At 67.1% G+C, this 20,821-nt stretch carries 22 protein-coding genes; 9 read left to right on the top strand and 13 right to left on the bottom strand.

Annotation, left to right across the window (positions count from 1 at the left end; all coding sequences use genetic code 11):
- Nucleotides 1-145: 145 nt before the first annotated feature.
- Complete coding sequence (locus tag EMQ25_RS12795; RefSeq protein ID WP_127188970.1) at nucleotides 146-1,156, top strand: aldose epimerase family protein; 1,011 nt, start codon at nucleotides 146-148, stop codon at nucleotides 1,154-1,156.
- Between the two features lie 48 nt (nucleotides 1,157-1,204).
- Here the strand turns inward: EMQ25_RS12795 and EMQ25_RS12790 are convergent, their stop codons facing one another.
- A complete protein-coding gene (locus EMQ25_RS12790; protein ID WP_127188969.1) occupies nucleotides 1,205-1,627 on the bottom strand; it encodes an organic hydroperoxide resistance protein in 423 nt (140 codons plus the stop codon).
- Between the two features lie 80 nt (nucleotides 1,628-1,707).
- On the bottom strand, nucleotides 1,708-3,228 hold the full coding sequence (locus EMQ25_RS12785; RefSeq protein ID WP_127188968.1) for a YifB family Mg chelatase-like AAA ATPase: 1,521 nt from the start codon (nucleotides 3,226-3,228) through the stop codon (nucleotides 1,708-1,710).
- 199 nt (nucleotides 3,229-3,427) lie between these two features.
- Here EMQ25_RS12785 and EMQ25_RS12780 point away from each other — a divergent pair, with 199 nt between their 5' ends.
- Nucleotides 3,428-4,255 carry a glycoside hydrolase family 25 protein gene (locus tag EMQ25_RS12780; protein ID WP_127188967.1) on the top strand — a complete coding sequence of 276 codons (828 nt, stop codon included), beginning with the start codon at nucleotides 3,428-3,430 and terminating at the stop codon, nucleotides 4,253-4,255.
- 42 nt (nucleotides 4,256-4,297) lie between these two features.
- Here EMQ25_RS12780 and gshB read toward each other — a convergent pair whose 3' ends face one another.
- The 6 genes from gshB to rph are packed head-to-tail and all read right to left on the bottom strand — an operon-like array spanning nucleotide 4,298 to nucleotide 9,079.
- Entirely contained in the window at nucleotides 4,298-5,242 is a 945-nt protein-coding gene (gshB, locus tag EMQ25_RS12775; protein WP_127188966.1) for a glutathione synthase, read from the bottom strand.
- A gap of 9 nt (nucleotides 5,243-5,251) precedes the next feature.
- Nucleotides 5,252-5,653 carry a YraN family protein gene (locus EMQ25_RS12770; protein ID WP_127188965.1) on the bottom strand — a complete coding sequence of 134 codons (402 nt, stop codon included), beginning with the start codon at nucleotides 5,651-5,653 and terminating at the stop codon, nucleotides 5,252-5,254.
- Nucleotides 5,622-6,530: a 16S rRNA (cytidine(1402)-2'-O)-methyltransferase gene (gene rsmI / locus EMQ25_RS12765; protein ID WP_127188964.1), complete on the bottom strand. Its 909-nt coding sequence runs from the start codon at nucleotides 6,528-6,530 to the stop codon at nucleotides 5,622-5,624. The genes EMQ25_RS12770 and rsmI overlap by 32 nt, the downstream gene beginning before the upstream one ends.
- A 38-nt stretch (nucleotides 6,531-6,568) precedes the next feature.
- The gene (gene hemW / locus EMQ25_RS12760) at nucleotides 6,569-7,729 is read right to left on the bottom strand and encodes a radical SAM family heme chaperone HemW (protein ID WP_127188963.1); all 1,161 of its coding nucleotides are present in this window, start codon (nucleotides 7,727-7,729) and stop codon (nucleotides 6,569-6,571) included.
- Entirely contained in the window at nucleotides 7,719-8,363 is a 645-nt protein-coding gene (locus EMQ25_RS12755) for a non-canonical purine NTP pyrophosphatase (RefSeq protein WP_127188962.1), read from the bottom strand. The genes hemW and EMQ25_RS12755 overlap by 11 nt, the downstream gene beginning before the upstream one ends.
- On the bottom strand, nucleotides 8,363-9,079 hold the full coding sequence (rph, locus tag EMQ25_RS12750; protein WP_127188961.1) for a ribonuclease PH: 717 nt from the start codon (nucleotides 9,077-9,079) through the stop codon (nucleotides 8,363-8,365). Before rph ends, EMQ25_RS12755 begins: the two co-directional genes overlap by 1 nt.
- A gap of 143 nt (nucleotides 9,080-9,222) precedes the next feature.
- Between rph and hrcA the strand changes: the two genes are divergently transcribed.
- On the top strand, nucleotides 9,223-10,296 hold the full coding sequence (gene hrcA, locus EMQ25_RS12745) for a heat-inducible transcriptional repressor HrcA (protein ID WP_127188960.1): 1,074 nt from the start codon (nucleotides 9,223-9,225) through the stop codon (nucleotides 10,294-10,296).
- A 111-nt stretch (nucleotides 10,297-10,407) separates the two neighbouring features.
- On the top strand, nucleotides 10,408-11,031 hold the full coding sequence (gene grpE, locus EMQ25_RS12740) for a nucleotide exchange factor GrpE (RefSeq protein ID WP_244606576.1): 624 nt from the start codon (nucleotides 10,408-10,410) through the stop codon (nucleotides 11,029-11,031).
- A 67-nt stretch (nucleotides 11,032-11,098) separates the two neighbouring features.
- Here the strand turns inward: grpE and EMQ25_RS12735 are convergent, their stop codons facing one another.
- From EMQ25_RS12735 to EMQ25_RS12715, 5 genes are all read right to left on the bottom strand, one after another.
- Nucleotides 11,099-11,467, bottom strand: coding sequence for a hypothetical protein (locus EMQ25_RS12735; RefSeq protein WP_127188959.1), 369 nt, complete (start codon nucleotides 11,465-11,467; stop codon nucleotides 11,099-11,101).
- 53 nt (nucleotides 11,468-11,520) lie between these two features.
- Nucleotides 11,521-12,153 carry a nicotinamidase gene (locus tag EMQ25_RS12730; protein WP_127188958.1) on the bottom strand — a complete coding sequence of 211 codons (633 nt, stop codon included), beginning with the start codon at nucleotides 12,151-12,153 and terminating at the stop codon, nucleotides 11,521-11,523.
- 11 nt (nucleotides 12,154-12,164) lie between these two features.
- Nucleotides 12,165-12,602 (bottom strand): hypothetical protein, encoded by a 438-nt coding sequence (locus EMQ25_RS12725; RefSeq protein WP_127188957.1) that lies wholly within the window; start codon nucleotides 12,600-12,602, stop codon nucleotides 12,165-12,167.
- 68 nt (nucleotides 12,603-12,670) lie between these two features.
- Nucleotides 12,671-14,512 carry an aminodeoxychorismate synthase component I gene (locus EMQ25_RS12720; RefSeq protein WP_127188956.1) on the bottom strand — a complete coding sequence of 614 codons (1,842 nt, stop codon included), beginning with the start codon at nucleotides 14,510-14,512 and terminating at the stop codon, nucleotides 12,671-12,673.
- Nucleotides 14,513-14,556: 44 nt separating this feature from the next.
- On the bottom strand, nucleotides 14,557-15,231 hold the full coding sequence (locus tag EMQ25_RS12715) for an alpha-ketoglutarate-dependent dioxygenase AlkB (RefSeq protein WP_127188955.1): 675 nt from the start codon (nucleotides 15,229-15,231) through the stop codon (nucleotides 14,557-14,559).
- 175 nt (nucleotides 15,232-15,406) lie between these two features.
- Between EMQ25_RS12715 and dnaK the strand changes: the two genes are divergently transcribed.
- The 5 genes from dnaK (at nucleotide 15,407) to dapB (ending at nucleotide 20,810) form a co-directional block, all read left to right on the top strand.
- On the top strand, nucleotides 15,407-17,317 hold the full coding sequence (gene dnaK, locus EMQ25_RS12710; protein WP_127188954.1) for a molecular chaperone DnaK: 1,911 nt from the start codon (nucleotides 15,407-15,409) through the stop codon (nucleotides 17,315-17,317).
- A gap of 247 nt (nucleotides 17,318-17,564) precedes the next feature.
- Nucleotides 17,565-18,701, top strand: coding sequence for a molecular chaperone DnaJ (gene dnaJ / locus EMQ25_RS12705; protein WP_127188953.1), 1,137 nt, complete (start codon nucleotides 17,565-17,567; stop codon nucleotides 18,699-18,701).
- Between the two features lie 14 nt (nucleotides 18,702-18,715).
- Nucleotides 18,716-19,267, top strand: coding sequence for an NADPH-dependent FMN reductase (locus EMQ25_RS12700; protein WP_127188952.1), 552 nt, complete (start codon nucleotides 18,716-18,718; stop codon nucleotides 19,265-19,267).
- Nucleotides 19,264-19,962: an orotidine-5'-phosphate decarboxylase gene (pyrF, locus tag EMQ25_RS12695; RefSeq protein WP_127188951.1), complete on the top strand. Its 699-nt coding sequence runs from the start codon at nucleotides 19,264-19,266 to the stop codon at nucleotides 19,960-19,962. The genes EMQ25_RS12700 and pyrF overlap by 4 nt, the downstream gene beginning before the upstream one ends.
- 50 nt (nucleotides 19,963-20,012) lie before the next feature.
- Nucleotides 20,013-20,810: a 4-hydroxy-tetrahydrodipicolinate reductase gene (dapB, locus tag EMQ25_RS12690; protein WP_127189204.1), complete on the top strand. Its 798-nt coding sequence runs from the start codon at nucleotides 20,013-20,015 to the stop codon at nucleotides 20,808-20,810.
- The last annotated feature ends 11 nt before the right edge of the window (nucleotides 20,811-20,821 follow it).

The raw sequence follows: 20,821 nt of genomic DNA, 5'->3' as shown, positions 1-20,821 counted from the left end.
GAACTTATGGCAGATGCCGGCCTGTGCCAACCGGCGCGCCTGCTGTTTCACGTGAATCCGCCATTCCCGTCGCGGCGCGGCCGTCGCCGCCTCTTGGCCGGGGCGGGTCGAACCGCTAGGAAAGGCACGTTGAGGGAGGATTTCTATGACGGTTTCACGCAGTGTTTTCGGCGAGCATGAGGGCAAGCAGGTCGACCAGTTCCGCCTCGTGAGCGATACGGGCGTCGAGGTGGATATCATCTCCTATGGCGTCGTGGTGCGCGATTGGCGCGTGCCGGTCGCAGGTGGCCTGCGCAGCGTCGTGCTCGGGTTCGAAAGCTTCGCGCCCTATCCGGTCCATAGCCCGCATTTCGGTTCGCTCGCCGGGCGCGTCGCCAACCGGATCGGGGGCTCGCGGTTTACGCTGGAGGGCCGCGAATACGTGCTGCCGTCCAATGAGAACGGCAATCATCTGCATGGCGGGCCGGGCGGGCTCGGCCGCCAAGTATGGGAGGGCGAGGTCGACGACGCCGGCACGGGCGTGCGCTTTACCCATTTCTCGCCCGATGGCGCGATGGGCTATCCCGGCAACGTAACCTTTACCGCACATTACACGCTTTCGGGCAATCGCCTTCGGCTCGCGCTTTCGGCCGAAACCGACCGGCTGACCCCGATCAGCCTCGTCCAGCACCAGTATTTCAACCTCGGGACGACCGACACCATCATCGACCATCGCTACCGGATCGCGGCGAGTGCTTTCACCGAGCCGGGACCGCAATTGCTGCCCACCGGCGCCATCCTGCCGGTTGCTGGCACGAAGTATGATTTCCGGACGCCCCGCGTCATGCGCGACGCCGACGGCAGCCCGCAGGATTTCGACGTCAACCTCGTGCTCGATACCGGCCGGGACGCCGGGACCCCGGTTGCCGAAGTCGTCTCGCCCGATGCCGACCTCACCCTCCGGCTCTTCACCGACCGCCCGGGCGTGCAGCTCTACAATGCGGTCTATACCGATATTCCCGTGCCCGGGCTCGAGGGGCGACGGTACGGAAAGCATGCGGGGTTCTGCCTCGAGGACCAGAGCTTTGCCGATGCGGTGCACAATCCGCATTTCCCCTCGATCCTCCATTCGCCCGACCGGCCCTACCGGCACTGGTGCGAGATCGAGATCGGCTAAGGGCCCGCGCGCCCGGCCGCAGCAGAGCGCGCGGCCGGGCGACGAGGGTCAGGCCGCCGAGAGCTTCACGTCGACCGCCTGCCTGATGGCGTGGGAATAGGGGCAGACGTCGTGCGCCTTGGCCATCAGGGCCTCGACTTCGGACGCCTCGAGCCCCGGCACCTTTGCCTCGAGCGCGGCGGCGATGGAAAAGCCCACCCCGTCTTCACGATCGACGAAACCGATGGTCGCGGTCACGGTCGCGTCGTCGGGGATCTTCTTGCCCTCCTTGCGGGCCACCGCCTTCAGCGCACCGAGGAAGCATGCCGAATAGCCGGTGGCGAAGAGCTGCTCGGGATTGGTGCCCGGCCCGCCATCGCCGCCCATCTCCTTGGGCGTCGAAAGGGTGACCGAGACCTTGCCGTCCTCGGTCGCGGCATTACCGGTCCGGCCGCCGGTGGCGGTCGCGCGTGTGCTGTAGAGGGTCTTCATCAGGCTTTTCTCCGTGTTGAGGGGCGGTGCGCCCGCACCACCCGCTAGGGACAGGAACGCATGGGGGAGGCCCGCGGTTTTCAGGCGGCCGCCATATTCAGCCGATAGCTCAGCGCTTCGGCGACATGGGGGCGGCGCACCGCCTCGCTGCCGGCAAGGTCGGCGAGGGTCCTCGAAACCTTCAGCACCCGATGATAGGCGCGGGCCGAGAGGCGGAACCGCTCGGCGGCCTGCAGCAGGAGCGTCTGGCTCTCCGTGTCAGGCGCGGCAATCTCTTCGATCATCCGCGCGCTCGCGGCGGCATTGGTGAAGACGCCCTCGACCCCGGCCTTTTGGTAACGCTCGCGCTGGCGACGACGGGCTTCGGCAACGCGCCCGGCGACCGTAGCTGAGGGCTCGGCGCTCATCGGGGCCAGCATGTCGGCCGCCGAAACCGCCGGCACGTCGATCCGGATGTCGATGCGGTCGAGGAAGGGGCCCGAAACGCGCGACTGATAGTCGGCCGCGCACGCGTCACCGCGCCGGCAGGTGTGGCCGGGCGTGCCGGCAAGCCCGCATTTGCAGGGGTTCATCGCGGCCACGAGCTGGAAGCGGGCAGGGTAGGAAACCCGTGCATTGGCCCGCGCGATCACCGTCTCGCCCGCCTCGAGAGGCTGGCGCAGGCTGTCGAGCACCTGGGGCGCGAATTCGGGCAACTCGTCGAGAAAGAGCACGCCATTATGGGCAAGGGAGACCTCGCCGGGCCGGACCCGGAGCCCACCGCCGACGAGCGCCGCCATCGAAGCCGAATGATGGGGCGCACGGAAAGGGCGCCGGTCCGAAAGCGCCCCGCCGGCAAGTTCGCCCGCGATCGACTGGATCATCGAGACGTCGAGCAGTTCGCGCGGATCGAGCGGGGGCAGGATGGAGGGGAGGCGCTGTGCGAGCATGGACTTGCCGGCGCCCGGCGGGCCCACGAGCAGAAGATTGTGCGATCCGGCGGCGGCGACCTCGAGGGCACGGCGCGCGACCTCCTGGCCGCGCATGTCGGCAAGGTCGGGCAGCCCCTCGGGCACCTTCTGCCGCCTGGCGACGGGTCGGGTACAGAGCTGGTGGCCGGCAAGATGGTTGACGAGCGCAAGGAGGCTTTCGGGCGCAATGATGTCGAGCGCCTCCCCCGCCCAGGCGGCCTCGGGCCCGGAGGGTTCGGGACAGATGAGCCCCAGATCGAGGCCGCCCGCGGCGATCGCCGCAGGCAATACGCCCGAAACCGGAGCGAGCCGGCCATCGAGCCCAAGCTCCCCGAGCGCCATGTGGCCCGAAAGCGCGTCGGAGGGAATGGCGCCGATCGCCCCCATCAGCGCAAGCGCGATCGGCAGATCGTAATGGCTGCCCTCCTTGGGCAGGTCGGCCGGCGCCAGGTTGACGGTGATCCGCTTGGGCGGCAGCGACAGCCCCGAGGCCGTCAGCGCCGCACGGACGCGTTCCCCGCTTTCCTTGACCGCCTTGTCGGGCAGCCCCACGAGAATGAAGCGCGGCAGGCCCGGCGCGATCTGCGCCTGCACGTCGACCGGCACGGCCTCGATTCCCTGGAAGGCGACGGTACGAACACGCGACTGCATCAGGCCAACTCCCCATCCGATAGGGACGCTAGCAGCCCGAATGCCCCGCGACAAGAACGTTTGCGGAACGGGTGATGGCGTTTCGAAGGCACGTTAACCATGGCACCAGCGCCTCATGGCAGGGGCAAGGTTTCATTAAGCGCGCCATGTTGATTCAAATTTTCAGTATCCGCCCATTTGCCTTCGAGTACCCGCGTTCATGGCCCTATCGGTTTTTCGACCCTTCATTCTTTTTTCCAAGGCGCTGCTCCTGATCGGCCTCGTCGTGCTGATCGCGGCCTGTGCGCGCTCGCCGCACTCGATGAAGGGGGACAACTCGCCCCATGACGGGGTGCGCCGGGCCTGGAGCCTGCCCATCCACGGCATCGATGTCGCCCGCTATCAGGGGCGGATCGACTTCCATGCGGCGCGCCGGGCGGGCACGCAGTTCGTCTTCATGAAGGCGACCGAAGGCGGGGACTATATCGACCCGATGTTCTACGAGAACTGGAACGCGGCGCGGAACGCGGGCGTCCCACGCGGCGCCTATCACTTCATGACCTGGTGCCGGCCCGCCCATGAGCAGGCGGCATGGTTCGCGCAGATGGTGCCGAACGATCCCGACGCCCTGCCGCCCGTGCTCGATCTCGAATGGAACAATCATTCGCGCTGCAAGCCGACCCTGTCGCGCGACGAGGCGCTGGGCAAGATCGCCATCATGCTGCAGGCGATGGAGCGCCATACCGGCAAGCTGCCGATCATCTACACCGACATCAACTTCCACCGCGACATTCTCGAAGGCGTGCACCTCGACAATGCCTTCTGGCTGCGCTCGACTGCCGCCGAGCCCCATGAGCGCTACAACAACCGCCCCTGGACCTTCTGGCAGTGGACGCAGACCGGCACGGTGCCCGGCATCGATGTGGAGGTCGACCGCAATGCCTTCTACGGTTCGCCACGCGACTGGCAGACCTTCCTTCTGACCGGGTGCGACCCGCGCGCGCTCAACCGGCTCCGCCCGCAGGGGCGCTGCATCACCTACAAGTAAACCGAAGGCCGGGCCTGTCCCGGCCTCTCGTCCTTCGCCGGATCAGGCGCGGCGGCGCTCGATCGCATCCCAGATCAGCACCGCGATATCGGGGCCGCCGAAGCGCTTGATCTCGCGGATGCCGGTGGGGGACGTGACGTTGATCTCGGTGAGATAGCCCCCGATCACGTCGATGCCGACAAAGACCATGTCGCGCGCCTTGAGCGCCGGCCCGATGGCCGCGCAGATCTCGCGCTCGCGCGCGGTAAGCTCGGAAAGCTCGGGGCGGCCGCCCACATGCATGTTGGAGCGCGCCTCGCCTTCGGCCGGGATGCGGTTGAGCCCCGCGACCGGCTCGCCATCGACCAGAATGATGCGCTTGTCGCCCTTCCTCACGTCGGGGAGGTATTTCTGCACCATGAAGGGCTCGGTGAAGCTCTGCTCGAAGAGCTCGACGAGCGCAGCAAGATTGTGGTCGCCCTCCTGGAGGAAGAACACACCGGCCCCCCCATTGCCGTAGAGGGGCTTCAGAATGATGTTGCCGTGCTCCTTGCGGAAGGCATGGATCATCGCCCGGTCGCGGGTGACGAGGGTGGGCGGCATCAGCTCGGGAAACTCGGTGACGAGGATCTTCTCGGGCGCATTGCGCACCGCCGCCGGCGGGTTCATCACGAAGGTTCTAGGATGGATGCGCTCGAGGATGTGGGTGAGCGTGATGTAGTTCATGTCAAAGGGCGGATCCTGGCGCATCAGCACCACGTCATAGCCCTCGAGATCCTGCCGGCTCGCCTCGCCCAGATCGAAATGCTCGCCCTTGAGGGCATCGGTGACCGTCACCGGCGCGATTTCGGCGCTGACCTTGTTGTCGCGCAGCGCGAGCGACTGGGGCAGGTAGTAGCCCAGCTCGTGCCCGCGCGCCTGCGCCTCGAGCATCAGGGCGAAGGTCGAATCGCCCAAGGGGTTGATCGAGGCGATGGGGTCCATCTGCACGGCAATGCGGAGCGTCATCGAAATTTCCTATTGGACGTCGAAAGCGTTGGTGACATGGCGCGGCAGGGCGAAGGGCGCAAGAAAAATCACGTCGAACCGGAGAGGGGTCTCGGCCAGCTGCGGATGCCGGGCTAGGAAATACTGCGCGGCGCGGCCGATACGCGCCGTGTCGACCGCCTCGAGGGCCTCGGCCTCGTCATCGCTCCTCATGCGCGACTTCACCTCGACAAAGACCGTCACCCGTCCGCGGCGCACGATAAGGTCGATCTCCCCCACCGGCGTACGGTAACGCCGATGGATGATGCGGTAGAATTTCGCCCCGAGATAGAGCGCTGCAAGGGTTTCTCCCCTGCGCCCGAACCCCTCGGCCCGCAGGCGGCGCGCGGCGGGCGTCCGCTCAGCGGGCGGTCTTGAGGGCGAGGGCGGCATCGTAGACCTCCTTGCGCTTGAGCCCGAAGCGCGCCGTCACCGCATCGACCGCAGCGCGCAGCGGCTGGCTCTCCATCTCCTCAAGAAGCGCGGCCTGCCAGTCGGCGGGCGCGGGCGTCGCCGCTTCTGCCGCGCCTGCAACCATGATGACCGCCTCGCCCCGCGTTTCCTCCGCCCCGAAGCGCTCGGCGAGCGCACCGAGGGTGCCGCGGAAGCTGCGCTCGAAGCGCTTGGTCAGCTCGAGCGCGACGACGGCCTCGCGGGTTTCGCCGAAGGCTCCGGCCATCGCCCCGAGCGCCGCATCGAGCCGCCGGGGCGATTCGTAAAAAACCAGCGTCTCGGTACGCCCCGCAAGGGCCTCGAGCGCGCGGGCGCGGGCCTGCTGGCGCGGGGGCAGGAAGCCGATGAAGGAAAAACTGTCGGTGGGGAGCCCCGCGATCGCAAGCCCGCCCAGAAGCGCGGACGGTCCCGGCACAGCAAAGACCGGCAGATCCGCCTCGCGCAGGGCCCGGACCAAGGGAAAGCCGGGATCGGAGAGGAGCGGCGTGCCAGCGTCCGAAATCAGCGCGATGGCCTTGCCCGACGCGATGTCCCCGGCGATCGCCTCGATGCGGGCGCGTTCATTGTGCTCGTGGAGCGCGGCGCGGCGGGTGCGGATGCCATAATGGTCGAGAAGGCGCGCCGAGAGCCGCGTATCCTCGCAGAGGATCTGGTCGGCCGAAGCGAGGGTTTCGAGCGCCCTCAGCGTGATGTCGCGCAGATTGCCGATCGGGGTGGAGACGACGTAGAGCCCGGGCGCCAGCTTTGGCGCGCCAAAGCGCGTGCCGGCGATGAAGTAATCGCTTGCGCCCGCGCTCGTGGATCCGCCTTCGGTCATGCCGCCAGTCTTAGGGTCGGGTCCGCGCTTTGTCGAGGCTAGGCGGCAAGGTCGGCAACGACAGCGTCGAGCACGGGGAACCCTTTTTCGGTCACCCGCAGATTGCCATTGGGGAGGGTTTCGACGAAGCCGTAGCTCTTGAGGTCGGCGATCTGGCGTTCGGCGATCCGGCGACCCGAAAGGGCGGTGAAACGCGCCGGCGAAATCCCTTCCTTGAGCCGCAGGCCCATGACGAGGAATTCGTCGCCCTGTTCTTCCCAGGTGAGGATGTCGTCGGTGACGAGGCCATGCCCGGCCGCCATCACGCGGGCCTGCCAGTCGAAGGGCATTTTTTCGGTCGCGGTGGCGTGGCGCTGGTTGTTGACCAGCAGCCGGCCATGCGCGCCCGGTCCGACGCCTGCATATTCGCCATAGCGCCAGTAGAGGAGGTTGTGCCGGCTTTCCTGGCCGGGACGGGCATGGTTGGAGATCTCGTAGGCGGGAAGACCGGCCGCCGCCGTCAGCTCCTGGGTCAGCTCGTAGAAATCGGCCGCCAGCTCCTCGTCGGGCATGACGAGTTTGCCGGCCCGGTGCAGGTCGTAGAACCGCGTCCCCATCTCGATGGTCAGCTGGTAGAGCGAGATGTGGCCCTGGGCGAGCCAGAGGGCTTCGGAGAGCTCCTCGCGCCAGTCCTCTAGCGTTTGGCGGGGGCGGGCATAGATGAGGTCGAAACTCGAGCGCTCGAAGATCGACTGGGCGAGGTGCACTGCCGCCACCGCCTCGTCGACGGTATGGCGGCGACCAAGCTCGGCGAGCGGCTTGTCGCGCAGCGCCTGCACACCGAGCGACACCCGGTTGACGCCGGCCGCCCGGTAGCCGCGGAAACGCTCGGCCTCGACGCTCGTGGGATTGGCCTCGAGCGTGATCTCCACCCGCTCGTCGATCGTCCAGTGCCGGGCAATCTCATTGAGGATCGCGCCGACCGAGCGCGGATTCATCAGCGACGGGGTACCGCCGCCGAAAAAGACCGATTGCACGTGCCGACCGGGCGTGAGGCTTGCGAAATGGGCGATCTCGCGCGCATAGGCGGCAACATAGCCCGCTTCGTCGAAGGGACCGCGATGAACGTGGGAATTGAAGTCGCAATAGGGGCACTTGGCCGCGCAGAACGGCCAGTGCACATAGACCCCGAAAAGGTCGTTTCCCCGATCAGCGCTCAATCACGCTCTCCACGAGCTTGGCGAAGGCACGCGCCCTGTGGCTAAGGCCCGGGCGCCCAGGCGCCCAGGAATGCTTCTGCTCGGAACTCATCTCGCCATAGGTGATGTCGAAGCCTTCCGGCATGAAGACCGGATCGAACCCGAAGCCGAGCGTGCCGCGCGGAGGCCAGACGAGGGTGCCGGGCGCAATGCCCTCGAACAGCACGTCCCGCCCGTCCGGATGGGCAAGGCAGAGCATGGCGACGAACTGCCCGCGCCGCTGGCCGGGGCTCGTCGCATTGGCGGCGGCCAGCGCATCCTCGACCCGGCGCATGCCATAGGCGAAATCACGCTCGGGACCGGCCCAGCGCGCGGTATGGATGCCCGGCTTGCCGCCCAGCGCATCGACGCAGAGCCCGGAATCGTCCGAAAGCGCAATAAGCCCGGTGCCCTTGGCCGAGGCATGGGCCTTGAGCCGGGCGTTCTCGGCAAAGGTCGTGCCCGTCTCCTCGGGCTCGGGCACGCCCATTTCGCCGGCCGAGACGATATCGAGCCCGAAGGGGGCGAACAGCTCCTGGAATTCACTGAGCTTGCCCGCATTGTGGCTCGCCAGCACCAGCCGGTCGCCCCGCCGCAATGTGAGACTGCCCGCCATCAGCCTTCGAACGCCGCGGCCTGGATCGCCGAAAGCTCGGCAATGCCCTGTTCGGCGAGGCCCATCAGGCTTGCGAGCTCCTCGCGCGAGAAGGGCGCGCCCTCGGCAGTGCCCTGGATCTCGACGAATTTTCCCGAGCCGGTCATGACGAAATTGGCGTCGGTCTCGGCCTCGACGTCCTCGAGATAGTCGAGGTCGAGCACCGGCGTGCCCCGATAGATGCCGCAGGACACCGCCGCGACCGAATCTCGGAAGGGCTCGCCCTTGAGCAGGTCGCGGGCCTTGAGCCAGCCCATCGCTTCGCGCAGCGCGACATAGGCGCCGGTGATGGCGGCCGTGCGCGTGCCGCCATCGGCCTGGATGACGTCGCAGTCGAGCGTGATCTGGTTCTCGCCCAGCGCCTTCATGTCGACCACTGCGCGCAGCGAACGTCCGATCAGGCGCTGGATCTCTTGGGTGCGGCCCGATTGCTTGCCCGAAGCGGCCTCGCGGCGGGTGCGGCTGCCGGTGGCGCGGGGCAGCATGCCGTATTCGGCCGTGACCCAGCCGAGCCCCTGGCCACGCCGCCAGGACGGCAGGCTCGTCTCGACGCTCGCGGTGCAGATCACCCGGGTCGAACCGAACGAAACCAGGCACGAGCCTTCCGCATTGGGGGCGATGCCGCGTTCGATGGTCACGGCGCGCATCTGGTCTGGCTGTCGTCCGGAAGGCCGCATGGGCAAATCACCTCGGAGGATTGTCTGGTTAATCGCCTCTTAACCCTCCGGCGCGGCCATAACAAGCAAGCCCCGCTTCCAAGCACAGGCGTTTGCGCCTAAATGGTGAATAGCGAGGATTGAACGTCACATTCGGTTCAAACATGACCAAAAGACCCGAGGACTTCCTCTCCGCCCTCAATGCGCGCAGCCAGGAGATCTTCAAGAGACTGGTGGAGCGCTATCTCGAGACCGGCATGCCGGTGGGCTCGCGTGATCTGAGCCGCCTCCTGCAGGTCGGGCTGTCGCCCGCCTCGGTGCGCAATGTCATGGCCGATCTCGAGGATCTGGGGCTGATCGCGGCTCCGCACACATCCGCCGGCCGCCAGCCCACCCAGGAGGGCCTACGCTTTTTCGTCGATGCGATGCTCGAAGTCGGCGCGGTCGACGCGCGCGAAAAAGGCGCGATCGCCCGGCAGATCGAGGAACACGCCCAGTCCGAATCGGTCGAGGAGGTGCTGACCGAAGCCAGCCAGCTGCTTTCGGGTTTGAGCCGCGGGGCCGGCGTCGTCATCGCGACGAAGGCCGATCTCGTGCTCAAGCATATCGAATTCGTGCGGCTCGATCCCGAGACGGCAATGGTCGTGCTCGTGGGCGAGGACGGACAGGTGGAAAACCGGCTCCTGAAGCTGCCCAAGGGCCTCACCGCCAGCGCCCTCATGCAGGCTTCGAACTATTTTGCCCAGCACGCGGTGGGCCGGACGCTGGGAGAGGCGCGCACCGCGCTCGTTGAAGCGCGCAACCGGCAGCGCGCCGAGCTCGACGCGCTCGCTTCCAAGCTCGTCGAGGACGGGCTCGCGACCCTCGTCCCCAGCGGGCAGGCGACCCCGACGGTGATCGTGCGGGGGCGGGCCAACCTCATCAACGACGCCATGGCGTCCGAGGATCTGGGACGCATGCGGCGGCTCTTCGACGAGCTCGAGAGCAAGGAGGGGCTGATCGAGCTTCTCGGGGATACCGAAAGCGCGCAGGGCGTGCGCATCTTCATCGGATCGGAGAACAAGCTCTTTTCGCTTTCGGGCTCGTCGGTGATCCTCTCGCCCTATAAGGACGCCAATCAGAAGGTGGTGGGCGTACTCGGGGTCATCGGGCCGACGCGGCTCAACTATGCGCGGATCGTGCCCGTCGTCGACTATACAGCCAACGTCATCAGCGCGATGATCGGGCGGCGTAAATGAGGGTCCGCCGGGCAGCCAGTCCCGGCACAGGGTTGAATCTTGGGACAGGCTGTCCGATATGGCTCAACCAGACCCGGCCGGCTCCGCGGCACGGGGCCAGAAGAACAGCGGATGCAGCAGGACATGATGAGCGACGACACCCAGCCCAATGACGAAACCCGCGCCGACGAGGCCGAGGCCGCTTCCCCGGCCGAGCTTTCCGAAGACAACGGGGTCGAGGCGCTGACCGCCGAGAACGCCGAACTGCGCGACCGCCTCCTGCGGACGGTCGCGGAGATGGAAAATCTGCGCAAGCGTACCGAGCGCGAAATTTCCGATACCCGCACCTATGCGATCGCCGGCTTCGCCCGCGACATGCTGACGGCAACCGATTCGCTCGCCCGCGCCCTCATGGTGCTGCCCGCCGAAACGCGCGAGACCGCCGAAGGCACGCTCAAATCGCTGATCGACGGGATCCAGATGACCGAGCGGGAGATGCAGCGCCTGCTTGCCAAGCATGGCGTGACCCCCATTGAGGCCGAAGGCCAGAAATTCGATCCGCACCGCCATCAGGCCATGTTCGAGGTGCCCGATCCCAGCCGCCCCGAAGGGACGGTGGTGCAGGTCGTGCAGGCCGGCTTTGCGATCGGCGACCGCGTCCTCCGGCCGGCCATGGTCGGGGTCGCCAAGGGCGGACCCCGTGGCGGCGCGGAAGCGCCTGCGGGCTCTCAGGAGGGCGTCGACAAGAACGCCTGAGTTTGTCTCTTAAGGCCATCAAGCCCGTCCGGCGCGCCCGGGCGGGCTTTTTGTTGCGGCGAGCCTCTCAGAGCAGCGTTTCGCAGGTCTCGGGGCGATAGCTCATCTGATCGGCGCTGAATTCCTCGAGCACGCGATTGTCCATGTCGAGGAGCGCATCGGCGAGGTCGGGGGCGGTGGGCGCTTCGGCTTCAAGCCCGGCGCTTGCCCGGTCGAGCAGATGGGCGCCCCATTGCTCGTAGAGCGCCGCATCCTCCTCGTCGCCCGCATCCATCGCATCGCTCGCAAGGAAGAAATAAAGGCTCGAACACCAGAGCAGGTGATCGAGCGCTGCGCTCCGTTCGGAAGGCGCGACTTCGGCCGGGGCCTGCGCCGGCGCAACACCCGGCAGCCCGAGGAGCATCAGCGCCGACAATGGTGCGATCCAACGCTTCATCTTCAATGCCTCCCGGGTTGCGTAAGGATAGGCCGGACCGTGATGGCCGGCAATCAGCCGATATCGGCCGAGGCGGCCCTGACGACGCCCGCCGCGTCGAGCGCGGCATGGGCAGCGCCCAGCGACCCATTGGCATCTATGGCGCGGGTCAGATCCTCAAGGAGAATCGCCTCATGGCCCGAGGCGCGCGCATCGAGCGCCGTCCATGCGACGCAGAAATCGGTGGCGAGCCCGACAAGGAACAGCCTGCCGATGCCGCGCTCGGCCAGATAGCCCGCAAGACCCGTCTGGGTGACGCGGTCGGCTTCGCGAAAGCCCGAATAGCTGTCGACCTCAGAGTGGAAGCCCTTGCGGAGGATGAGCTGGGCATGGGGAATGTCGAGACCGGGCGCGAAGTCCGCGCCATCGGTGCCCATGACGCAATGATCGGGCCAGAGCACCTGAGTGCCATAGGCGAGTTCGATCGCCTCGAAGGGCTGGCGCCCCGGATGGGCGGACGCGAAGCTGCTGTGGCGGGGCGTATGCCAGTCCTGGGTGAGGACGACCGTCTCGAACCGCTGCGCGAGGGCGACGATGGGCGCAACGATCGTGTCGCCCCCGGCGACGGCGAGGCTGCCGCCGGGGAGGAAGTCGTTCTGCATGTCGACGACGACGAGCGCGTCGGTCGGCTTCAGCGAAAGCGGCATGCGAAAGCGCCTCAGGGTGCGGCGGGCGTGGTGGCCGCAGGTGCGTCCGCTGCGGGCGCGTCGGGCGCTTCCACCGCGCCGCCGACATTGGCCGCAGCTTCCGCCTCGAGGAGCCCGAAGCACTGCTCGAAGGTGAAATCCGCAGCCGAAGCCTGCCCTTCGATCTGGGTGTCGGCGCGCGCCTCGAGTTCGCTCGAGCGGGCCTCTGCGCCGGCGCGATCGCCAGCCTCGGTCAGGCCGACGAGCCCGCGCGCCAGGAGGAATTCCGAGCCCGCCTCGAGCTGGCTCGAGAAATCGGCGTCATCCTCGCCGATCTCGGCCGAGACGGTCGCGAAGGCGTGCCCGCACCAGAGGTCCATTTCGGGGCCGGGGCTGGCTGCCTCCTGCGCCGTGGCGGGCAGGCAGAGACCGATCGCGAGAAGGGCCGCAGCGGAAATACGAAGACCCATGATGATATTCCTTTGTTGTGTCGGGCCGGACGGCCGGCGGCATGGAGGGCACGACCGACGGGAGGGAGTCAACTTGCCAGTGTGGCGATCGGTTGCGCATCGGGGCGTTCAATCAACCGGGCGGGAACGAGCCCGCGCACCGAATTGCCGAGAAAGATTGCGTCCGCCCGGGCAAGGTCGGGCAGGTGGAGAACCGCCTCTTCGGCTTCTCCCGAAGCGATCAGCGCCTCGCGCAGCGTGCCCGCGAGCAGGCCCGAGGAGAGGGGCGGGGTCACAAGCCGATCCCCGAACTGCAAAAAGAGCGAGGTGTAGGAGCCTTCGGTCAGTTCGTCCCGCTCATTGAGGAAGACCACTTCGTCGACGCCCTCGGCTGCCATCGTGCGCATGCGCGGCAGATCGTACCGGTCACGCCGCGTCGTCTTGTGGAGGAGATAGGGATCGGTCGAGGCCATCCGCTCGGGCGCAATCGAAAAAAGCATCTCGACGGGCCCCGATGGTGCGGGCAGCGGCGTCGCCGACACGCTGACCTGCCCCTTCGCATCGAGCACCAGACGTACCCGCATCCTCTGGGTAAAGCCCCGAGCGGCCTTGGCGAGTTCATCTTCCGCCACACCCGCGGCGAGCGGGATGCCCAGCCAGGTCGCCGACCGCGCGAGCCGGTCGAGATGGCGGGCCAGCAGCGCATAGCCCTCGCCGGGGACGAAGAGCAGGGTCTCGATCAGGCCCGGGGGCGGAGCGGCATCGGCGAGGAAATCCATCTTGAGGAGCGCCTCGTCATATTCGGCGTCCGCGGTGCTGTCGGCGACGACGCCGCCCCCAATGCCGATTTCACCGCGACCGTCGGGCGTGATCACGGCGGTGCGGATCGCGACGTTGAGCGCGAAATCGGGCGCTGTGCCCCGAGCGACAGGGGCGAACCAGCCGATGGCGCCGGTATAGGCGCCGCGCGGCCCCGCTTCGAGCGCATCGATGATCTCCATGGCGCGGATCTTGGGGGCGCCGGTCACCGAGCCGCAGGGGAAAAGCCCGGCAAGGATATCCCCAAGCCCGATCCCCGGCTTCAGATTCGCCACGATCCCCGAGGTCATCTGGTGGAGGCTGCGATAGGTCTCGATTGTGAAGAGATCGGTCACCCTGACGCTGCCGATTTCGGCGATCCGCCCCAGATCGTTGCGCAATAGATCAACGATCATCAGGTTTTCGGCGCGCGTCTTGGGGTCGGCCGCAAGGGTTTCGCGCGCCGTGCGATCCTCCGGCTCGGTCGCTCCGCGTTTCATCGTGCCCTTCATCGGGCGCGCCGCGAGCCGCCCGCCGGTGGCCGCGACGAAGAGTTCGGGCGACAGGGAGAGGATGGTTTCTTCCCCGGTCTCAATCAGCGCCCCATAGGCGACCGGCTGGCGCATAACGAGCGCGCGATAGAGCGCGACCGGGTCGCCCGAAAGCCTGAAATCGGCCTTGAAGGTCAAATTGGCCTGATAGATGTCGCCGGCCTCGATATAGCGCCGGACGCTCTCGAACGCCGTGCCATAGCGGGCGCGGTCCCAGCGGGGCTCGGGCCGGGAGAGGATTGGTGCGCCCGCGCTGTGGCGCGCAAGAAACCTTTCGACACCCGCCCCGTCGAGCGTCTCCGGGGCTCGGTAGAGCCCGAGCCACAAAAGCGGCGCGTCGCTCCTCGACGCATGCCCCTTGCCAAGCCGTTCTTCGAAGAGCTGGCCGAGCTCATAGCCCAAAAGCCCCGCGGCCCAATGGCCCTCGGCAAGCGCCGCTTCGAGCCGCGCGAGCGCCGCCTCTGCCTCGGCGGGCGTGCGGGCTTTCAGGATTTCGATCGGATCGGTAAAGAGGAGCGAGCGCCCGCCCCCGGGCCCCGGGCCGCTCGAATCGTGCAACAGGACAGTGCCGGGGGCGATCATGGCCGGGGTTTTACTCCGCCCGCCGCCGCTTTCAAATGCAATTCCTAGGGTGCCAGGATGCGGTTGACGCGGCGCAGGGTGAGGTTCAGCCGCCCGCCCTCGGGGAAAAGGTCGCGGCGGCGCGACAGGAGGCTCGAGGTTCCCGGATAGACCTTGTCGATGCCGTGGAAGGCGAGCCGCGTCGGCCCGGCGAGGATCATCACGTCGCCCGAAGCGAGGGTCAGCGTCTGCGCCGGATCGGTGCGCGCCATGCCCCCGAGCCGGAACCGGGCCCCGTCCCCCAGCGAAATCGAAAGGACCGGCGCATCGAAATCCTCCTCGTCGCGATCCTGATGGAGGCCCATCTTCGCGTTCGGCGCGTAGTAATTGATGAGGCAGGCTTCGGGCGGTGCGCCATAGCGGGCATGGCGCGCCCAGAGTTCGAGCAGGGCCTCCGGCATGGCGGGCCAGGGCGCGCCCGTCACCGGATGGTGCGGCTGATAGCGATAGCCCGATTTGTCCGAAACCCAGCCGAGCGGCCCGCAATTGCTCATCTGCACCGAAAAGGGCGTGCCCCAGCGCGGCATGGTCGGCCGGAAGAAGGGCGCCCGCGAGAGCACCTCCATGATCGCATCGAAGAGCGCGATCTGGCGGGCCTGATCGAGATGGTCGCACAGGGGCGAATCGGGGGTGGAAAGGGTTACGATCGGGTGCCTCGCTCCCCGTTTTCCGGGGTCCATTTTCGCCCGGGCCGCGCTTGCAGCCCCAGAGCGTGCCTCCTATATAGCCCCCGAAGGCTCGGTCACGGGCCAATGGATGACAATCTCAACCAGGGATCCGGCTCCTGCAAGGGGCCAAGAGCGGCCGAAGAGTCGGCGTTCCACGCCGGGTTCGCTGAACAAAGAGGCAAGTTAGATGGCTAAAGTAATCGGTATCGATCTGGGCACCACCAATAGCTGCGTCGCGGTGATGGATGGTTCGACCCCCAAGGTAATCGAGAATGCCGAGGGCGCGCGCACCACGCCCTCCATGGTCGCCTTCTCCAAGGATGGCGAGCGGCTCGTCGGCCAGCCCGCCAAGCGCCAGGCCGTGACCAATCCCGAAGGCACGCTCTTTGCGGTGAAGCGCCTGATCGGGCGCCGCTTCGAGGACCCGATGGTCACCAAGGACAAGGGCCTCGTGCCCTTCAAGATCGTCAAGGCCGACAATGGCGACGCGTGGGTGGAAGCTGCGGGCGAAAAATATTCGCCCTCGCAGATCTCCGCCATGGTCCTGCAGAAGATGAAGGAAACCGCCGAATCCTATCTCGGCGAGACCGTGACGCAGGCCGTCATCACCGTGCCCGCCTATTTCAACGACAGCCAGCGCCAGGCGACCAAGGATGCCGGCAAGATCGCCGGGCTCGAGGTGCTGCGCATCATCAACGAGCCGACGGCCGCAGCACTCGCTTATGGCCTCGACAAGAAGAATTCGGGCACCATCGCGGTCTATGACCTCGGCGGCGGCACGTTCGACGTCTCGATCCTCGAGATCGGCGATGGCGTCTTCGAGGTGAAGTCGACCAATGGCGACACCTTCCTCGGTGGCGAGGATTTCGACATGCGTCTCGTCGACTATCTGGCCGACGAGTTCAAGAAAGAACAGGGGATCGATCTCCGCAACGACAAGCTCGCCCTGCAGCGCCTCAAGGAAGCGGCCGAAAAGGCCAAGATCGAGCTCTCGAGCTCGACCCAGACCGAGATCAACCTGCCCTTCATTACCGCCGATGCCTCCGGTCCCAAGCACCTGACGCTGAAGCTCTCGCGCTCCAAGCTCGAATCGCTGGTCGAGGACCTGATCCAGCGCACCATGGAGCCCTGCAAGCTCGCCATGAAGGATGCCGGCGTTACCGCCGCGCAGATCGATGAAGTGGTGCTGGTGGGCGGCATGAGCCGCATGCCCAAGGTGCAGGAACTGGTCAAGCAGCTCTTCGGCAAGGAGCCCCACAAGGGCGTCAACCCCGACGAGGTGGTCGCCATGGGCGCCGCCATCCAGGCCGGCGTGCTCCAGGGCGACGTCAAGGACGTGCTGCTGCTCGACGTGACCCCGCTCTCGCTCGGCATCGAGACGCTGGGCGGCGTGTTCACCCGGCTGATCGATCGCAACACCACCATCCCGACCAAGAAGAGCCAGGTCTTCTCGACCGCCGAGGACAATCAGAACGCGGTGACCATCCGCGTGTTCCAGGGCGAGCGCGAGATGGCGGCCAACAACAAGATGCTGGGCCAGTTCGATCTCGTCGGCATTCCCCCCGCGCCGCGCGGCGTGCCGCAGGTCGAGGTGACCTTCGACATCGACGCCAACGGCATCGTCAACGTGTCGGCCAAGGATCGCGGCACCGGCAAGGAGCAGCAGATCCGCATCCAGGCCTCGGGCGGCCTCTCGGATGCCGACATCGAGAAGATGGTGCAGGAGGCCGAGCAGAACGCCGAGGCCGACAAGAAGAAGCGCGAGGCCGTCGAAGCCCGTAACCAGGCCGAGAGCCTCATCCACTCGACCGAGAAGTCGCTCAAGGATTATGGCGACAAGGTCGGGGCCGAGGAGCGCGGCGCCATCGAAACCGCGATTACCGAGCTCAAGGGCGTGATCGACGGCGACGATGCCGATGCGATCAAGGAGAAGACCGGCGCGCTTGCCGAAGCCTCGATGAAGCTCGGCGAGGCCATGTACAAGGCGAGCCAGGCCGAAGCCGAAGCCAAGGCAGAAGGCGCCGAACGTCCCGAGGACGACGATGTCGTCGATGCGGACTTCGAAGAGGTCAAGGACGACAACCAGAAGTCGGCCTAGGGCTGGCGCGCAGTCCGCGATGCTGGCGCCGCCGGCGCCGCGTTTCACGTGAATCACGAGGCCCGGGGGCGTCCCCCGGGCCTTTTTCTTTGCCCGAGGCGTTCTCGGCCAGCAATCTCTGCCCGGCCCCGGGTTGAAACATGCGCCCCCTATGGTAAGAGCCGGGGGCAGTACCTATTTGAGGCGCTCGGGAGCCCGCACGCCGACGCGGCGGGCCTTTTTCTGACAGATCCGGCGGAAGAAGAGATTGGCCAAACGAGATTTCTACGAGGTGCTCGGCGTCGCACGCGGGTCCGATGAGGCAGTCCTGAAGGGTGCCTACCGCAAGCTCGCCATGCAGTACCACCCAGACCGCAATCCCGGCGACAATGACGCCGAACACAAATTCAAGGAAATCAACGAAGCCTACGACACGCTGAAGGACCCCCAGAAGCGCGCCGCCTATGACCGGTTCGGCCACGCGGCCTTCGAGAATGGCGGTGGACGGCGTGGTCCGCAAGGCTTCGGACCCGATTTCAACTCCTCCATGTCCGACATCTTCGAGGACATCTTCGGGGATTTCATGGGCGGCCAGCGGGCCGGCGGGCGCGGACAATCGCGGCTGCGCGGCTCGGACCTGCGCTACAATCTCGAGATCTCGCTCGAGGAGGCCTATAGCGGGCGCACCGTCGAGATCGACGTGCCCACCCTTGCCGCCTGCACGACCTGCGAGGGCACCGGCGCCAAGCCGGGCACCGGCATGTCCACCTGCCGGCACTGCAGCGGCCATGGCAAGGTGCGCGCGAGCCAGGGCTTCTTCACCATCGAACGGACCTGCCCGGTCTGCCAGGGGCGCGGGCAGATGCTCGACCAGCCCTGTACCGATTGCGGCGGGCAGGGGCGGCGGCAGGAAAATCGCAAGCTCTCGGTTGATATTCCCCGCGGCATCGAGGACGGCACGCGCATCAGGCTCGCCAATGAGGGCGAGGCGGGGCTGCGCGGCGGCCCGGCGGGCGATCTCTACATCTTCGTTTCGGTCAGGCCGCACGACCTCTTCCAGCGCGACGGCGCCGATCTCTATGCCCGGGTGCCCATCGCCATGACGACGGCCGCACTCGGGGGCGAATTCGAGGTCCCGACGCTCGACCTGATGCGCGCCAAGGTGAAGGTGCCCGCTGGCACCCAGCCCGGCCAGCGCGTCCGGCTGCGCGGCAAGGGCATGCCGGTGCTGCGCGAAAAGGAGATGGGCGATCTCTACGTCCAGCTCGACGTCGAGACCCCGCAAAACCTTACCAAGCGCCAGCGCGAACTGCTCGAGGAGTTCCAGATGCTTTCGCGCAAGGCCGACAATTCGCCGAGCTCGTCGGGCTTTTTCGACAAGCTCAAGAACCTCTTCGACGTCTGACCCGGAACAAGCCCATGGCGCGCGCCCTTACCCTCTGCGGATCGATCCGCAAGGGGTCCTACAATGAAATCCTGCGTCGCCATGTGAGCGGCAAGCTCGTGGAAGCCGGCGCCGAGGTCGAGGACATCGATCTTGGCGATTACGCGCTGCCGATCTTCAACGAGGACATCGAGGCCGAGGGCATGCCGGCCGCGGCCGTCGCGCTGGCGGAAAAATTCGCTGCCGCCGACATCGTCTTCATCGCCAGCCCCGAATACAATTCGGGCGCTTCCCCACTCATCGTCAACACCATCTCCTGGATCAGCCGGCAGCGGCTGGGGCAGTTCCGCAAGCCCGTCTTCGGGCTCGGCGCGGTGAGCTCGGGCAAGTATGGCGCGATCGTGGGTATCGGGCATCTGCGCGACAGCCTTCTGAAACTCGGTGCGCTGGTCACCCCGACGCTGCTGGGCATCGGGCCGGCGCGCGACGCGTTCGACGAAACCGGCGCCCCGCGCGAGGAGGCGATCGCAAAGAAGGTGGACCAGCAGGTGCGCGAACTCATCCATTTCTCGCGAGGCGGCATATGAGCGGGCAGCTGATCGTCGCGCTCGACCTCGACAGCCGTGCCGAAGCCGAAGCGCTGATCGACCGGCTCGGCGATGCGGTCGATTTCTACAAGATCGGCTACCAGCTCTTTTACGGCGGGGACGGGCTCGCGCTCGGCAAGATGCTGATCGCGGCGGGCAAGAAGGTCTTTTTCGACCTCAAGCTCCTCGATATCGACAATACGATCGAAAAGGGCGTTGCCGCCTTCGCGCGCACCGGCGCCAGCATGCTGACCATCCACGCCTATCCCAAGACCATGCGGGTTGCTGCAAAGGCCGCGGAGGGTTCGGGGCTCACCGTACTCGGCGTCACCGTCCTCACCTCGATGGACGATGCGGATGTCGCCGAAGCCGGCTATGGGCGCGATGCGGCCGGGCTCGTCGCGCTCCGGGCGCAGCAGGCGCGCGATGCAGGGATCGGCGGGCTCGTCGCCTCGGCCCATGAGGCCGAAATGATCCGCACCATCGTCGGGGACAAGCTCGCCATCGTCACGCCGGGCATAAGGCCGGCGGGCAGCGCGCTCGGGGATCAGAAGCGGGTGATGGGCCCGCGCGCCGCGCTCGATGCGGGCGCGACCCACCTCGTTGTCGGCCGCCCGATCACCGCCGCACCCGACCCGGTGGAGGCGGCGCGAGCCATATTGGCCGAAATGGCCGGAGGGCACCGTCTGGCCTGAAGGCCGGCGGCGCGCTATAGCCGAAGGCGACAAGGGAGGGCCGGGCCATGATCAGGATCGCAGTGATGGGCGCCGGCGGGCGCATGGGGCTCGCCAATCTGCGCGCGGTCGCCGCCGCGCCCGACATGGAACTGGTCGCAGCCATCGACCGGCCGGGCGCCGAAGCCATCGGGCAGGATGCCTATGCGCTCGCCGGGCTGAAGCCGGCAGGCGTCGCCATCGGCGATGACATGGCGGTGGCCCTTGCGCAGGCCGACGCGATCATCGATTTCACCGCGCCTGCCGTCAGCGTCGCCATCGCCAGGGCAGCGGCCGAAAGGGGCCTCGTCCACATCATCGGCACGACCGGCTGCAGCGCGGAAGACGACGCGGCCATCGCAGCGGCCGGCAAAGCGGGCGCGCGCATCGTCAAATCGGGCAATTTCTCGCTCGGGGTGAATGTGCTCGCGAGCCTCGTCGAGAAGGCCAGCGCGATCCTTGCCGAGTTCGACATCGAGATCGTCGAGATGCACCACAACCGCAAGGTCGACGCGCCCTCGGGCACGGCGCTGCTCCTGGGCGAAGCCGCCGCGCGCGGCCGGCAGGTACCGCTCGCTGACCTCCGCCAGCCGCCCTATGACGGCCATACCGGCGCGCGCCAGCCCGGCACGATCGGGTTTGCGAGCTTGCGCGGTGGGACGGTCGTCGGGGATCACACCGTGGTTCTTGCCGGGCCCGCCGAGCGGATCGAATTGACCCACCGCGCCGAGGACCGGGCGCTCTTTGCCAATGGCGCGATCGCGGCGGCCCGCTGGGCGGTCGACCGGCCCGCCGGGCTCTATTCCATGGCCGACGTCCTCGGCCTCTGACCCCAGCATAA

Origin of the sequence: Arsenicitalea aurantiaca, assembly GCF_003994485.1 — a bacterium.
GTDB classification, from domain to species: Bacteria; Pseudomonadota; Alphaproteobacteria; order Rhizobiales; family Devosiaceae; genus Arsenicitalea; species Arsenicitalea aurantiaca.
This window is presented reverse-complemented; position numbering and strand designations above follow the sequence as displayed.